The sequence below is a fragment of the Portibacter marinus genome (genome assembly GCF_021533195.1).
GTDB lineage: Bacteria > Bacteroidota > Bacteroidia > Chitinophagales > Saprospiraceae > Portibacter > Portibacter marinus.
The window spans coordinates 554,660-571,377 of record NZ_JAJNKB010000002.1; the positions used below are offsets into that span (position 1 = coordinate 554,660).

The 16,718-nt window shown below is 40.5% G+C and carries 11 protein-coding genes; 7 read left to right on the forward strand and 4 right to left on the reverse strand.

The genetic code is table 11. The annotated features are described in order from the left end of the window. The 3 genes from L2567_RS06525 to L2567_RS06535 all read left to right on the forward strand — a co-directional run bounded on the left by L2567_RS06525 (position 1) and on the right by L2567_RS06535 (position 8,381). Positions 1–4,698, forward strand: coding sequence for a T9SS type A sorting domain-containing protein (locus tag L2567_RS06525; RefSeq protein ID WP_235296942.1), 4,698 nt, complete (start codon positions 1–3; stop codon positions 4,696–4,698). Between the two features lie 117 nt (positions 4,699–4,815). Further along, the gene (locus L2567_RS06530) at positions 4,816–6,993 is read left to right on the forward strand and encodes an alpha-L-rhamnosidase-related protein (protein ID WP_235296943.1); all 2,178 of its coding nucleotides are present in this window, start codon (positions 4,816–4,818) and stop codon (positions 6,991–6,993) included. Next, positions 6,990–8,381: a sulfatase family protein gene (locus L2567_RS06535; RefSeq protein ID WP_235296944.1), complete on the forward strand. Its 1,392-nt coding sequence runs from the start codon at positions 6,990–6,992 to the stop codon at positions 8,379–8,381. Before L2567_RS06530 ends, L2567_RS06535 begins: the two co-directional genes overlap by 4 nt. A 50-nt stretch (positions 8,382–8,431) precedes the next feature. Here L2567_RS06535 and L2567_RS06540 read toward each other — a convergent pair whose 3' ends face one another. Both L2567_RS06540 and L2567_RS06545 read right to left on the reverse strand, forming a co-directional pair. After that, positions 8,432–10,012 (reverse strand): SulP family inorganic anion transporter, encoded by a 1,581-nt coding sequence (locus tag L2567_RS06540; protein WP_235296945.1) that lies wholly within the window; start codon positions 10,010–10,012, stop codon positions 8,432–8,434. Positions 10,013–10,171: 159 nt separating this feature from the next. Beyond that, a complete protein-coding gene (locus L2567_RS06545) occupies positions 10,172–10,468 on the reverse strand; it encodes a hypothetical protein (protein WP_235296946.1) in 297 nt (98 codons plus the stop codon). A 96-nt stretch (positions 10,469–10,564) separates the two neighbouring features. Here L2567_RS06545 and L2567_RS06550 point away from each other — a divergent pair, with 96 nt between their 5' ends. After that, on the forward strand, positions 10,565–11,245 hold the full coding sequence (locus tag L2567_RS06550) for a TetR/AcrR family transcriptional regulator (protein ID WP_235296947.1): 681 nt from the start codon (positions 10,565–10,567) through the stop codon (positions 11,243–11,245). 8 nt (positions 11,246–11,253) lie between these two features. Here the strand turns inward: L2567_RS06550 and L2567_RS06555 are convergent, their stop codons facing one another. Both L2567_RS06555 and L2567_RS06560 read right to left on the reverse strand, forming a co-directional pair. Beyond that, complete coding sequence (locus tag L2567_RS06555; protein WP_235296948.1) at positions 11,254–11,625, reverse strand: VOC family protein; 372 nt, start codon at positions 11,623–11,625, stop codon at positions 11,254–11,256. Positions 11,626–11,662: 37 nt separating this feature from the next. Next, positions 11,663–12,352: an arylesterase gene (locus L2567_RS06560; protein ID WP_235296949.1), complete on the reverse strand. Its 690-nt coding sequence runs from the start codon at positions 12,350–12,352 to the stop codon at positions 11,663–11,665. A gap of 47 nt (positions 12,353–12,399) precedes the next feature. Between L2567_RS06560 and L2567_RS06565 the strand changes: the two genes are divergently transcribed. The 3 genes from L2567_RS06565 to L2567_RS06575 all read left to right on the forward strand — a co-directional run bounded on the left by L2567_RS06565 (position 12,400) and on the right by L2567_RS06575 (position 16,636). Next, on the forward strand, positions 12,400–13,083 hold the full coding sequence (locus L2567_RS06565; protein ID WP_235296950.1) for an ABC transporter ATP-binding protein: 684 nt from the start codon (positions 12,400–12,402) through the stop codon (positions 13,081–13,083). After that, positions 13,080–15,602 carry an ABC transporter permease gene (locus tag L2567_RS06570; RefSeq protein ID WP_235296951.1) on the forward strand — a complete coding sequence of 841 codons (2,523 nt, stop codon included), beginning with the start codon at positions 13,080–13,082 and terminating at the stop codon, positions 15,600–15,602. The genes L2567_RS06565 and L2567_RS06570 overlap by 4 nt, the downstream gene beginning before the upstream one ends. Positions 15,603–15,802: 200 nt before the next feature. Further along, entirely contained in the window at positions 15,803–16,636 is an 834-nt protein-coding gene (locus L2567_RS06575) for a tetratricopeptide repeat protein (protein ID WP_235296952.1), read from the forward strand. Positions 16,637–16,718 lie beyond the last annotated feature (82 nt).

Here is a 16,718-nt window from a genome sequence, read left to right on the forward strand (position 1 = left end):
ATGAAAAGATTTTACTTATTGATGTTGATTACAGCTTGTGCGGCATGGAGTTTTGCACAAAGTGTGGAGACATTTGACTATGTAACAGGAGAAACACTGATCGGAAAAGATGGAGGAACAGGCTTTTCTACGGCTTGGGAAGACGCGAAAAGTACCGAACAGGCGGTGATAGGAGAGGGAGGAATAGAAGTTCCAGCAATTGCAGGGGCTACCACTAATAATCACCTATACATTGCTCACGATGGGGAAGGAGGCCCTAGATTGGTAAGGTTATTAGCGGAGCCTGTCACTGACGATGGAAACACTTATTACATGTCATGGATCATGGATGCGGACTATGACGATCCCGCAGCTAACGGAAGCGTGTTTCAGACTATGCTGATCATAGCAGGAGGCTTAGGACCTTCAGGGCCTGGTGGTCAAACTGTTCGTATGGGTAAAATTTTCAATACTGAACGATTCGGAGTTGACGGACAGCGGGTATCAGGTGGTGCCAAATTTATCGAAGGTACAGATACAAGAGATGCCTATTGGGCAGTTGCTATAATCCAAATGTCAGGCGATGAAATGGAGGAAACCATATCTATTTTTATCAACCCGGACACGAGTGAAGGCCTGGATCCGGTCAACGCAGATTTACAATTCACCGCAGAACTAAATACAGGTTTTGATGCCATCGGTGCCAAACTAGAAGGTGGTGCAAATCTGGAAGGTCGGTTGGATGAACTGCGATTCGGTTCTTCATTAGAAGAAGTGACACCTATGGATTTAATTGCCATCGATCCTATACCAGTAGCTGCTTCAGAACCTTTTAACTACGATGTAGCTGACAGTTTAAACGCCAAGGATGGTGGAGATGGATTTGCTTCAGCGTGGGAGTTTAAAAAAGGAAATGATCAGGCAGTCATAGGCGAAGGTGGATTGGAAGTTGAAGCTATCAATGCCATCACATCTAACAATCACTTGCTGGTGTCTCATGTTGCTGGTGAATCAGGTGCCCGATTTATTAGAAATTTAGAGGTCCCTGTTAAGGATGATGGAGAAACCTATTGGATGTCATGGATCATGGATAACGACTATGAAAACCCGGAAGAAAATGGCAGTGTATTTCAAACAATGATTTTACTTTCAGCAGGCTTTGGAGCAAGTGGACCAGGTGGACAGACTGTCAGAATGGGAAAAATATTTAATACAATAAATTTTGGTGTAGATGGTCAGCGAGTTGCAGGAGGATCCAAATTTATTGATGAAACAGATACAAGAGAAGCATATTGGGCCGTAGCCAGAATTGATATGTCCGGTGACGAAAACAATGAAACGATTTCTATTTATATTAATCAGGATGCTTCTAATGGATTAGATACTATGAACGCAGACCTGATATTTGAAGCGCAATTAAATGAAGGTTTTGATGCAATAGGAGCTAAGCTGGAAGGGCCTGCATCTTTGACTGGATTTTTAGATGATTTGCGATTTGGTCCTAGATTAATAGATGTAATACCGGATGATTTGGGAGTATTAAATACAGGAGTGGTCTTATCATCAGAGCCATTTGACTATGAAGTTGGCGATACACTAAATCTTTTAAGTGGTGGTAGAGGATGGTTAGACTCCTGGGATACGAAGAAAGGTAATATCCAAACTTCTATTAAAGAAGGTGGTCTTGGAGTTGAATCTTTAAATGTCTTAACATCTAATAATCACTTACAAATAGATCATCTTGCAGGAGATGAAGGTGTCAGAGGTATCCGTAAATTGGAAGTTCCAGTCACTGATGATGGAGATGTATATTGGATGTCATGGTTTATGGATGTAGATTTTGAAGATGTTGAATCAAATGGAAGCGTATTTCAGGCCATGTTATTGAAAAGCGCTGGTTTTGGTGCTGCAGGTCCCGGAGGACAAGTGGTACGAATGGGGAAAATCTTTAATACTGAAAATGTTGGTGTTGATGGTCAGAGAGTGACAGGAGGAGTGAAACTTCTTCCGGGTACAGATACCAGAAACGCATATTGGGCCGTAGCCAGAATCGAGATGTCAGGTGATGACGCAGATGAAACGATTGCATTGTATATAAATCAAAATGCAACCAATGGATTGGACACAAATAGCGCTAACCTCATATTTAATGCTCAGTTAAATGATGGTTTTGATGCGGTGGGCTTCAAATTGGAAGGTGGGGCACCACTTGTTGGATTTATGGATGATTTGCGTTTTGGACCTAGTCTAGAATCTGTTGTACCCGAAGATCTTGAAGTTCTCAATGTAGGTGTGGTACCAGCTTTTGAAAAATTTGACTATGCTGAAGGTGAATCGCTCGAAGGAAAAGCAGGTGGTATAGGGTTCTCTACCAACTGGCAATTGAAAAAAGGTGATGCACAGACTATCATTGAGAGTGGCGGAATTGATATACTAAGTATGGGAGTAGCCACCTCAGGCAATTCTTTGGCGATAATCCATAATGAGGGAGACGAAGGAGTAAGATTTGTAAGAGACTTGACCTCTCCGGTACCAGACGATGGAGAAACATATTATTTATCATGGGTAATGGACTCCGATTATAGTCTGCCTGAAGAAAATGGAAGTGTTTTACAGGCGATGATCATCAAGTCAGCTGGATTTGGAGCAGGAGGTCCAGGAGGTCAGATGGTGAGAATGGGAAAGATCGCTAATTCATCAAACTTTGGTGTGGACGGACAAAGAGTTACAGGTGGAGGTGGTGCTGTAGAGGGCACCAGTACTATGGAGGCATATTGGGCAATAGCAGAGATCAAAATGTCTGGCGATGATACTGATGAAACCATCCATATATATATCAATCCAGATGTCTCTGATGGCTTGGATGCATTAACCCCAGATGCGGTTGTTACTGCCCAGCTGAACGACGGTTTTGAAGGTATTGGTGCAAAACTAGAAGGACCTTCTGCACTCAATGGTAAAATGGACGAACTCAGATTCGGTCCTGAACTTGAGGATGTCATTCCAGACGACTTAGAGGCTCTTGTTCCAGGTTCTGCCTATGATGGTTTTGACTATGAGGTTGGATCATCAGTCGAAGGTTTAAATGGTGGCGAAGGTTGGTCAGGACCATGGAGTACTGCTGAAGGTGCGGTTGATGCAGGAACGATAGCTGAAGGGTCTATTTCGAGTGATCGTACTGATGGCATAGCCAATAAATATGCTATTCAACAAGACAACAATGTGGTTTCCGCTCAAAGAAGTTTCAGATTAGCCTACGGATTGAATCCAGGGGAAGTCTGGTCAAGCACATTAATTGATGTAGAGAGTAAAGGAATCGGTAATCAGTTGACGTTTGGTTATGTTAATCAAAATGATGAGATGATCGCCGGCTTTGGAGGTGCACAAGGTTTAGCACAGTTTGTATTTTTCGATGGTGAATTCAATGCCACCACAAGTGAAATTGATCTCACTGGACCTAAATGGGTGGTATCTAAATTTGTATTCAATGATGACTCAGATGATCAGCTTTTCATGTGGATCAATCCTACAGCAGATGCTATACCTGCCGAAAACAATGCCGATTACACCTTGTCAGGCAGTTTCGAGAACGGTGTGAATTCCTTTAAGGTCGTGGCCTCAGGAGTTCAAGCCACTACAGCTAATATAGATGAATTGCGAATGGGCATTTCCTTCAGAGAAGTTTCTCCTAAATTTGGAAGTGACGATCCTAATTTGATTGCTTACGAGCCTTTTAACTACGATGCAGGTGATGAAATTGTGGGTTCTGGAGGAATCAATGCTTTTTGGGATGGCACCTGGCAAAACTTTAATCCTCTTGAGGAAAATGTACAATTGATAGCTGAAAGCAGCCTTCAATATCAAGATGTCGAAGAAAGTATCGGAAATAAAGCAAGAATTGAATTTGTAACTGAAGGGACAGAAGTTCATATCGACCGTCCCTTAGCTTTTCCACTGGTGGATGATGGACGAACTTATTGGTTGACTTTCTTAATGAATTCTGAAGAAACACCAGCTAGAAATAACGTAGGTAACATAACGTTGAGAAATACCAATGAGGGAAACAAGCAAGGTCAGATGATTGCATTTGGTCGAATTTATGGAACAGGAAATCTTGGTGCAATAACACCTCAAAACAACAATCCTACAGCAATCGAAGACAAGCCGGACGTTGGTTTAAACTGGATAGTGGTCAAAATGGTAATGAATGGTACTGAAGAGCCTGACTCTGTGTTCATGTGGGTCAATCCAGACCCTTATACGGAGCCGGATACCGCTAATGCGGATCATTTTAGAAGAACGCCATATTTAAACAACGGCATTGATGTGATTAGGATGAAAGTGGCAGGAGCTGGAGCAGATCAGGTTCCATATAATCTGGAATTTGATGAAATTAGATTGGCCACAGAGTGGCAATCAGCAACTTTCCCATCAAATACGATTGAGCTGGATCCACAGGATGTATTTGAACTTCTAGCTTATCCTAATCCTGCACAATCAGAGATTAACATAGAATTTGAGATTAAGAAGCGAGGTTCAGTATCCATGGATCTTTATGACAACCAGGGAAGACTGGTCCGCAACCTGGTCACGAGAAAGCTTGCAAAGGGAAAGCATTTTGTCACCGAGAATATTAGTAATCTGCAAAATGGGTTCTATTACCTACGATTAAAGCAGGATAATCAGTCTACCTTAAGGAAAATTATCATCTTTAAGTAATCTGTCTGGCTAATATTCTAAAATAATCAGGGCATTTTCTTAGCGTAAGTTAATGCACGGAGCAAAAATGAAATACCTGCAGTGTCAAACATTGCAGGTATTTCAATATAATTTGAAATGAAAAGAATAATACTGCTGTCATACTTGATGTTTTTCCACTGGACCTTGTCCAATGCTACAGATGAAATTGAGGGAAATTGGATTACATTAGCGAATCTGGACACCACAACGAAGGCTAATTTGTGGCTAGGATTCACCAAAGAAATTGATTGGGATCGGAGCGAACCATCTGCACATATCCGTATTGCCGGAGATACTAAATTTTGGTTATGGGTGAATGAAAAGCTGATTTTGAGAGAGGGTGGACTCAAATGGGGCCCTTCTAGAGATTCCTACTACATAGATACCATTAGCCTCGATAATTATCTCTCAGAAGGGAAAAATAAGATAAGCATTGCATTGTGGCATTTTGGGAAGGACGGTTTTGCACATAAGAATAGTGGTATAGCAGCCCTTAAGATCGATAGCGATCATTTTGATTTCGTAACCAACGAATCTTGGGAAGTAGGTAAAATAGAATGTTTCACCGATCAACATGAAGGTCCTAAGCCGAATTGGCGATTGGCGGAATCAAATATTGTATTCGATGCCAGAATAGGAGAAGAGGTTGACAACCCTTCTAATGAAGTTTTCTGGGGATGTTCCAATAATTTGTATTCTAAAAGTGTAATTGTGGATTTCCCATATCATGTAGCAATGACAAGACCCATTCCCCAATGGAAGGATTATGGGTTGAAGTCCTATAATTCCAAATTAAGCTTTCCTTTTGTGAGTGCAGGTGATACCATTGTCATGCCACTTCCCTATAATATGCAAGTGACGCCACATATGCAGATCGAATCAGAGGGTGGAGATGTTATTGACATTAGGACCGATAATTATAAAGGCGGTAGTGAATTCAATGTTCGCACGATTTATACGACGAAACAGGGTATACAAGCCTTTGAGACTCCTGGGTGGATGAACGGTCATTATGTACGCTATCATTTTCCTAAGGGTGTAATCATTCACTCACTTCAATATCGAGAGACTGGATATCAGACTGAATTTAGCGGTGGGTTTCAATGCACCGATACCTTTATAAATACTCTGTGGCAAAAATCGGCAAGGACATTATACATCACCATGAGGGACAATTTTATGGATTGTCCTGATCGTGAAAGGGCTCAATGGTGGGGAGACGCTGTCATCCAGTCCGGTCAATGCAGTTATGCATTTGATAGACGAAGTGATCTATTGACAAAGAAAGCCATACTGGAATTGGTCAATTGGCAAAATAGTGATTACACACTTTTCTCTCCTATACCTGCCGGGAATTGGGATCAAGAGCTTCCCACTCAAATGCTGGCAAGTGTCGGTTACTATGGATTTTGGAACTATTACATGCATACGGGTGACCTAGAGACGATTCGAAAGGTTTATCCTCATGTGGTAGACTATTTATCGCTTTGGAAAGTGAATGACTATGGTTTGGTGATTAATCGGCAAGGAGGATGGACCTGGGGCGACTGGGGAAATCACAAGGACATGGATCTAATCTTTAATGGCTGGTATTACTTAGCTTTGAAAGGGCAAGCATTGATGGCTGAGGCGCTTGGCAAGCAAGTAGAACATATTGGAGTTAAGAAAAAAATGGAAGCGTTAAAACATAATTTTAATCAGCAATTCTGGAATGGGGAAGTATACCGATCTCCCGATTATGATGGAGAAACAGATGAAAGAGGACAGGCCTTGGCTGTAATATCCGGAATTGCTCCGGAACAATATTATGGTGCACTCACTAAAACCATAATGGCAGGGGAGCATTGTAGTCCTTACTTCGAAAAATATGTCTATGAAGCGCTTATGCAAATGGGGCAGGAAATGTTGATGTTTGGTCGTATGAAAAGAAGATATCAAAAAATGGTTGAAAGTCCGATTACAACCTTATGGGAAGGATGGCAAGTGGGTAGCGCCACCTGGGGTGGAGGAACCTATAACCACAGTTGGAGTGGCGGACCGCTGACTATTTTAAGCCAATATGTCGTTGGGATTCAACCACTTGAACCTGGATACTCGGTCATTGAGATCAAACCAAAACTAGGACCTCTCAAAAAGGCCAACGCTCGAGTCATGTCACCACTTGGATTAGTGTCCGTTCAGGTTGAGCGAACGGATAAAGGTTACGCTATAGATTATGATGTTCCTGAAGGGATGAAAGTCAAAATCAGTGACGCAAAAGCTACTCAAAAATGAGATGGATACTCATAATCTGCCTTTTTACAAACATGTATTCTTGCCTTCCTAAAGAATCTCCTACGGCACCACCCAATATCATATTCCTACTTTCTGATGATCAAAGATGGGACATGGTGGGTATCAATGGAAATGAAGTTATTCAGACACCAAATCTTGATAACCTTGCTAGAAAAGGAGCCAATTTTGTAAACCATTACGTCACTACTTCGATTTGTTCTGTCTCCAGGGCAAGTATTCTAAGCGGACAATACGGAAGTAGACACCAGCTTTGGGGTTTCGGTCAGGGTTTTGATAAGGAGGCATTTGACAATACTTATCCAATGATTTTGAAGCGCAATGGTTACTTTACAGGCTTTATTGGGAAATATGGTGTAGGTTCAATTCTACTCCCTTCTGCGCATTTCGACTACTGGAATGGATTTGGTGGCCAGGGAAATTACAGCCAGATCAATGAGGATGGAACACCTATCCATTTGACCCAGAAAATCGGAAACCAAGTGATCGACTTTATTCAACGTGTTCCAAACGATCAGCCCTTTTGTCTATCTGTAAGTTTCAAGGCTCCTCACGTTCAGGATGGAGCACCTATCAGCAGGATCTTTCCTTATGACCTGGAATATCAATCGATGTATACTGAAGTAGTTTGGGAAAAACCTTTAACAGCAGCTCCCGAATATTTTGACCACTTTAACGGAGACGGATTTGGCCAGAATAATGTGGCCAGACAGCGCTATAGAAGAAGATTTGACACTGAAGAAAGATATGACCGCTCACTTGAAGGTTACTATCGACTGGTTCACGGAATAGATGTGCAACTGGGTCGAATGATTAAAGAATTAGAGATTGCTGGTCTAGCAGACAATACCATCATAATTTACACCAGTGATAACGGCTTCTATCTGGGTGAATATGGTTTTGCTGGCAAATGGTATGGAAGTGAACCCTCTATCAGAACACCATTAATCATTCATGATCCGAGAATGGCGGCTGTTGGAGAAGTAGAAGGTATTTCTCTTAATATCGATCTTGCTCCAACCATCCTTAATTATGCTGGTATTACTGCTCCTGCCAATTATCAGGGACAGACTCTTTTGCCGTTAATTACAGGAGAAAGCGGCGAAATCAGATCGTCATTCTTATATGAACACCTTTGGCCTTTAACACCAGGTTACGTCATTCCAAGTACAGAGGGTGTGGTCACCAAGACGCAAAAATACATGAGATACTTTCCGGGATTGAGTCCGGATAATGTCGTCTTTGAAGAATTCTACGATCTGGTCAAGGATCACCATGAAACTCGTAACCTCATCTCTGACCCCGACTATGAGTCAGAAAGAAATGAATTGAAAGAACTGCTGGAAAAATACAAAGTGGAAGTGAAATAAAAAAGAAGCACCCAGCACTTCAAAAACCGGATGCTTCACAATCTAAACTTCTAACTTGCTTTTCTTAATTTGAAAAACTCAATATAACTGTCAGGGTTCTCTACGTTACCTCTTTCAGAAATCAAGTAAATCGAAATATTTCTTGCCTTAGCTTTTTGAGCAAAATTTTCAAGTATTTCAATGATGTCATGGTCCAGGTATCTAGTTTTCCTGACATCTAATTCTAAGTAAGAATTTTCTGGAAGCGCTTCCAGCTCTTTTAGGATGGCTCCTTTATTTATAAATGTAACTTCCTCAGCTAGGGTCATCTTAAACTTTGTCTGACCATTACTCTTATCTTCAATATGAAGAAAATGCGAATTCTGATAACTTTTCAACAGTATGACTGCAATTCCCACTAGCAATCCAAGGCCTATTCCTACCAGTAAATCTGTAAATATAATACCTACAACCGTCGTAATGAACGGTGCAAACTGTTTCCAACCTTGTTGGTAAATAGTTTTGAAAAGTCCGGGCTTCGCCAACTTGAATCCGACGATTAAAAGTACCGCAGCAAGCACAGACAATGGAATCATATTCAATATATTTGGAATTAAAATCACGGAGATCAATAGGAAGAATCCATGAATGATCGCTGATTTTTTGGTCTTACCTCCGGATTGGATATTGGCTGAACTACGAACGATGACTTGTGTTATAGGTAATCCTCCTATCATTCCCGAAATAACATTTCCCGTGCCTTGCGCTAATAATTCTCGATTCGTAGGGGTAACCCTTTTTTCGGGATCTAATTTGTCAGTGGCTTCAACACATAGTAAGGTTTCCAAACTTGCAACCAATGCAATTGTAAAAGCCGTTACCCAAATGGCAGGATTGGTTATCTGTGAAAAATTTGGTGTGCTGAATTGACCAATAAAAGAATCGAAATCTGAAGGAACTGGTACGCTAACCAGGTGCTCATTGCTGATGCCAAATTTTTCACTTCCCTGTGTTATTAGGAAGTAAATGATTCCTACTGCAACGGCGACCAGAGGACCTTGCACGATCGTGAAAAACTTATGTTTTTTAGAAAGCACTTTTTCCCACAGGAGTAAGATGCCCAGACCAATAAACGCTATAATTGTGGCACCAATGCTAATGTTTCCAATAAGATTGAATATTTCTGAAAAAGTGTTGGCTCCATCGACCTGAAAAAAGGCAAAGTCACCCTCAGGATCTTCATCGTAGCCGAAAAAGTGGGGAATTTGCTTAAGAATGATGATAATACCAATACCGGTAAGCATCCCCTTAATCACTGATGAAGGAAAGTAGTATCCGATTATTCCAGCTCTTAAAATTCCAAAGCCAATTTGAATAATACCACCTAAAACTACCGCTAATAGAAAGTTTTCCCAACTTCCCAGCGTAGCAATGGCGGATAAAACGATGGCTGCAAGCCCTGCGGCAGGTCCACTGACCCCGATTTGAGACCCACTCAATATACCGACAATGATTCCACCTACGATACCGGCAATCAGTCCGGAGAACAAAGGTGCACCACTCGCAAGTGCAATTCCGAGACATAATGGAAGTGCGACAAAAAATACTACGATACTAGCAGGTATATCGTTTTTAAGTGTATGAAGTTTCATGAAAGTAAAATTTTAAGTTTAGAAATTTAGATGACCTAATAGATCTGCTTTCATTTTTGCAGACATAGGTTTTTATATGGAAAAAGATTGGTCGAGTAATCATAATCTCACCATAAGGCAAGAGTTGTCTAGCTGACCAAATCGATAAAATAGAATCTTCTATGCTTCGGGAGGAGGGCTATGAATTTCCTGGTAAGGAGTATTCAACTTTTCGCCATTTTCGATCAATGCATAAAGTGCTGAATGCATTTCTGAATGATTCAGAAGGAAATGATTACCAACGCGATATTTTGATTCTTTCTTGCCGTCTATCTCCTTCTCTTGTTCTGATTCTGTCTCGTTTTCGCAAGTTGTATCCATCAAACTTACAGTCTCACCATCGAAGAAAATAATGCCAGAAACTACATCGCTAAAAGCAATAGAAAGGACAAGTAGGATGACACTTAAAATTCGCATTGTTTTGTTCTCCACATCTTTGTGAATGTAAAGATAACATACAAGACAGTAATACTGTCATAATTGTTCACTACATTAACAATAAATTTGCAATTAATGATTTGCGGAATCAAATTTGAGATGAATAACTCCCTGTTTATTAGAGATCCGCAAGATACTGACCTGGGCAAGAAAATTTTACAGTACAGTATATTACTGATTGATGAAATTGGTTTCGAAGCCTTTACTTTTAAGAAGTTGGCCCATAGAATTGACTCTGTGGAAAAATCGATTTATCGATATTTCGAAAATAAACATTACTTATTGCTATTTCTTACCTCGTGGTACTGGGAATGGGTTTACTATTTGATCAATGTCAATGTGAAAAATATTGAAGATCCACGAAACAGATTACAAGTAGCCATCAAAAAAATGGTGCATGCAACTTCGGAAAATGTAGATACACAATATATTAACGAGAACGTATTACATAAATTGGTGATCAATGAAAGTGCAAAGGCTTATCATACTTTTCATGTGGACACTGAAAACCAAGCAGGGTTATTTTGGTCTTACAAAAAGTTGATCATCATGATTTCAGAAATCATCTGTGAGATTGATCCTGATTTTCCGTATGCTAAGAGTCTGGCCAGTAACCTTTTTGAAATGTCTAATACCCAAATTTACTTTGCGCAGCACTTACCCAGGCTAACCAGTCTGCACAGCGATCCCGTGGATGATAATGAGTTAATCGAAATGTTAAGCTTCTTTGCTGAAAAACTCTTGCGAAAAGCTTAACTAAAAATTTAAACATGTTGGTCCACCAGGATGACATTGCCATCCGGATCTTTGAACATGATACTTCCTGGTCCGTTAGTCGATTCGTCAATCTCTTGGTCTAAGGCTATGTCGGCGTTTTTTAAAGTCTTTTGAATATCTCTGACATCATTAAAATCATCAATAGGCTTCGCATTATGGTCCCAGCCTGGATTAAAGGTCAGGATATTCCCTTCAAACATGCCCTGGAAAAGACCTATTAAAGATTCCCCATTTTTCATGATGAGGTAGCCTCTGGAAATATCTCCTCCGAAAACATGGAAACCCAAAGTTTCGTAGAATTTTTGAGAGGTATGGAGATCCTTTACACTTAAACTGATAGAAAATGCGCCTAATTTCATTGGATTTAAAATTTAACCCTATAAAAATACTATTTTTTTAGTCTTGAACCATTGGCTCCAAAACCTCCCAGACATTAGAAGCCACAATTTTCTGACCTTCTACATTTGGATGTTTTCTGTCAGGTAAGTTGAGCGACTCTACCCCGGCTACATCTTTAAGGAAAAAAGGGATTAATTCAGCATTGTAATCATTTGCCAGTCTTGGATAGATATCGTTGAAAACATCGACATAATCTTCACCCATATTAGGAGCGGCCTGCATGCCTGCTATGATGATTTCAGCATCAGGGCTTTTTTCCTGAACGATGTCCAAGATAGCGCGGAGATTCTGTTCGGTAGATTCCACACTGGTGCCCCTTAACATATCATTGGCACCAAGCTCTAAGACAAATATATCCACGGGCTCTCTTAATACCCAATTAATCCGCTCAAGACCATTTGAGGTGGTTTCACCACTAAGTCCTGCATTGATCACCTCATATTCAAGACCTAGCGAATCGAGTTTGTTTTGTATCAGGGATGGAAAGTCCTGCCCCTCCTCCAAGCCATAACCTGCAGTTAAGCTGTTTCCAAAAAACATGATCCGCTTTTTACCCGAATTTTGCTGATTGGTCGATAGTGTCTGGACATTTGTTTCATTGTCGCCAACTTTCACATCATTATTTGGTTTATCTTTGCATGCTTGAAGCGATAACAGCAGCAATAAAGACAGTAAGTAATATTTCATTTGCTCAAAGGTAATATCTGATTGAGTAAGAACAAGTATAATGATCGATGATTTTAGAAGTAAGTGAAGTTTCGAAGGTTTATGAAGGCGTCAATAGGTCTTTGACAGTTTTGGACGATATTAATTTTTCAGTAGAAGAGGGCGAGACTGTTGCCATAGTAGGGGCTTCAGGTAGTGGTAAAACTACTTTGTTGGGATTGTGTGCAGGACTGGACGTTTCCAGCTCTGGTGAAATTAGATTGGTCAATCACCATCTCAATTTATTAAGTGAAAATGATAAAGCAGAGGTAAGAAACAAACACATTGGATTTATCTTCCAAAACTTCCAACTGTTGCCCACTTTAACGGCCATGGAAAATGTTATGCTACCTCTAGAATTACAGGATAAAGCGGCGGAGGCTGGCCATAAGGCTAAGGAATTGTTAGAAAGGGTAGGGCTTGGAGATCGGATGAACCATTACCCGAATCAATTATCAGGTGGTGAGCAACAACGTGTATCATTGGCACGAGCATTTTCTAATACGCCTGATATTCTTTTTGCAGATGAGCCTACGGGCAACCTGGATGATGAAACCAGTGTGGTTGTTGAAAAGTTACTGTTTGATTTGAATAAAGAGCATAATACCACTCTGGTTATTGTAACACACGATATGGAACTTGCCAGGAAAACGTCCAGGATCATCAGGCTAAAAGGAGGTAAGATCATGACAGATGAAAAAGTCAAGGCATGAAAACGGGACTGCTTTTTAAGAATGCTTTCAGAGATAGTCGTCGTGACCGTGGTAAGCTGATCTTATTTATGTCTTCGATCGTATTAGGAGTGGCTGCACTTGTGGCTATTAATTCTTTTAATTACAATTTGGTTCGGGATATTGACCGACAGGCTAAGTCGCTACTGGGAGCTGATCTTGTGTTTGAAAACAATAAGCCTTTTGAAGAAGAATGGTTAAATGTTATTGATAGCGTTCCCGGTGAAAAATCAACAGAAGTAGCCTTGCTATCCATGGCCTATTTACCTCAGCAGGAAGCCTCTCAGTTTGTTAGAATAAAAGCTCTTGAAGGAGGATTTCCGTATTATGGAAAGTTGCTGACCGAGCCTGAAAATTTTGATTTTCAGAGTCAACAGTTGGCACTCGTTGATGATGGTATGCTGTTGCAATACAATGCTGCAATTGGTGACTCCATTAAACTTGGAAAAGCAACCTTTAAAATCGGGGGGAGGTTGAAAAGTTCATTTGGATCTGTAGATATAGGTTCTGGTTTTGCCCCGGTGGTATACATCGGAAGATCCTACCTTGATTCAACGGACCTCATTCAACCGGGAAGTTTGGTGGATTATACGATCTATAGAAAAACGGGAGATGATTTCGATCCTGATGAATGGAGAATGCTTAGAAATGATGATTTTCGGGATAATGGCATGCGAATTCAGACCGTGGAAGGTCAAAAGGAAAATCTGGAAGAAGCTTTTAGCTCGCTCAATAATTTTCTAAATTTAATAGCATTAGTATCGTTGCTCCTTGCCTGCATTGGTGTAGCCAGTAGTGTACTGATCTATGTTAAAAATAAAGTAAAATCCATTGCCATTTTCAGATGTCTGGGAATGAATGGAAATGAGGCATTTTTCATCTACTTTATACAAATTTTAGCACTGGCCTTCTTAAGTGTTTTGATAGGCGCCGCGATAGGCAGTGCGATACAGGTGTTCTTGCCGATCGTCTTTGAAAGCTTTTTACCCTACTCTGTTGAAATGGAAATGTCATGGAGAGCTATAGGAGAAGGAATCTTGGTGGGTTTAATCATTACCATGTTGTTTGCTCTGGTTCCATTAATCAGGGTGAGAAATATCAGTCCGCTAAGGACATTGAGGAGCTCATATGAAGAGGAGAGAAACCAATTCGATCGCGTGGAGTGGACCATTTATGGATTGATTGTGTTAGCCATTTTTGGTTTTTTATGGAGTCTGATGGGCAATCTGAAGGATGCCGCGGTGTTCACAGGAGGGTTAATAGGTGCATTTGGGATTCTGTTTGGCGTTGCAAGGATAGTCATCTGGATGGTTAGAAGATTTTTTCCACGAAACTGGAATTTCATATTAAGACAGGGCCTTTCTAATTTATACCGACCTAATAATCAGACCAGAACGTTGATAGTGTCCATTGGTTTAGGGACTGCTATCCTGACCACTTTATTTATTGTGCAGGGGTTGATTTTAAAAAATGTTAGTGATATGGGTGCTGGCAATCAGGCCAATACCATTTTGTTTGGAATTGAAACCAAGCAAAAAGATGAGCTGGCCGACATTACCGAACGTTATGGGATGCCATTGATGCAGCAAACACCCATCATCACCATGGATTTATATGGGTGGAAAGGCAAGACCAAGCAGGAATGGCTCCAGGATACTGCTCGTACTGCAAGGAGATGGGCCATGAATCGTGAGGCACGGGTGAGTTATTCAGATACTGTTTCCAGAAATGATAAAGTAATCGCAGGAGAATACATCGGAAAGGTCGAACCCGGAGATTCCATATTTATAAGCCTTGGCGAGTCCTGGGCAAGGTCTCTGGATGTGGGTCTGGGGGATGAGATCGTCTGGAATGTGCAGGGAGCTTTGGTCAAAACCTATGTAGGAAGTTTACGTGAAATAAACTTTAGAAATCTGGAAACCAGATTTTTTATTCTCTTTCCAGAAGGTGTACTGGAGGATGCACCACAATTTCATGTTTTGGTGACCAAGACCCCTGATGCGGAAACCACGGCTGCGTACAGAAATGAAGTGGTACAAAAGTTTCCCAATGTTTCTATTATTGACTTGGGATCTATTTTAGTAACGCTGAACGATATACTGTCGAAATTGAGCTACGCCATTCAGTTTATGGCCGCCTTTAGTATTTTGATCGGAATGATCGTTTTAATCAGTTCCTTGTTTTTGTCCAAGTTTCAACGCATTAATGAAAGCGTCTTGATGAGGACCATCGGTGCGGTTAAAAAGCAGATTTTGAGAATAAATATCGTGGAATACGGATTATTGGGTGCTTTGAGTTCGTTGACAGGCATATTTATAGCTTTGGTTTCAAGCTTTCTTTTGGTCAAATTTGTATTCGAATTGAACTTTAACGTTCAATGGATTCCGATATTGGTCATATTTGTTCTTGTTACGGGCATTACCATCCTGATTGGTCTTGCGAACAGTAGGGAAGTAGTCAATAAACCGCCGCTTGAAATTCTGAGAGATAACCAGGTATAAGAGGAATTATATGCTCGTTAATAAAACGTTAAACGGAGAATATCGGAACTATGGTGCCAAAGTGAACGTAATAATAACGGTTATCAATGCAGCGCATCAAATTTGAATTTCGTTTTTTTTGAACAATTTCATACTTTTATGGCCTCGCAGAAAATAAGATTTACTTAAAAAATTTATAAACGGATAAAACTAGATAAGGAATGAGTATTCAGATTAAAAACTTGACCACTAAGCTTTTTGCAATTCTGTTAATGATGTCTTTAGGCTTCTCAACAGTGATTGCTCAGGATGAAGAAGCTGAGCCATCTCCGGCTGCTTTATACAATGACGGTTTGGCATTGCTAAAAGAGAAAAAATATGCTGAGGGCTTTGATTTGATGAGCCAGGCACTTGAAAAGGCCACTGAGGAAGAAGATGAGAAAGTGATAGAACTTGCTAAAAAGAATGGTTCGGTTGCCGCTTACCAGGCAGGTAATTCAGCCTTGAAAGCCAAGGATTACGAAAATGCGATGATGTATTATGACAAAGGAATTGAGATGAATCCTGAATATCCAAGTAATTATATTGGAAAAGGGAAAGTAAAGAATGCGAAGGGAGAGAAAGTTGCAGCTGTTGAAGCATTTATAGAAGGAGCTAAAGTGGCCAAAGAGACGGACGACACAAAGAAGGTATCAGAAGCTAAAAAAAGGTCTAAAATGGTCGTTGGTAAGCTTTTCGCAGCCAAGGAGTATGCTGATGCGATTAAGGCTGGAAAAAAGATTGAAGAATTTGAAAATATGCCGGAGGTCATGTACTATGTTGCGAGATGCCAGGTAGAGGAGAAAGATTTTGAAGGTGCATTGGAGACTGCTGAAAAGTCTATTCAAGCTGGCGAAGCGCAGGGAAAGATTGAAGATAAGTTTTACGTTGCTAAAGGACTTGCTTTAGAAGGATTAGGAAAAACGGCTGAAGCTATTGCTGCTTATAAGCAAGTGAAAGAAGGTGATTATAAAGAGCAGGCTGAATATAAAATTAAAGAGTTAGGAGGAGAGTAGTCAGCAAATTCAATGCTATTGGTAAAATCAGGGAGATTTATTGTTTTTAAAGTCTGTTTCTGCCAATGGTATGATGAATTAA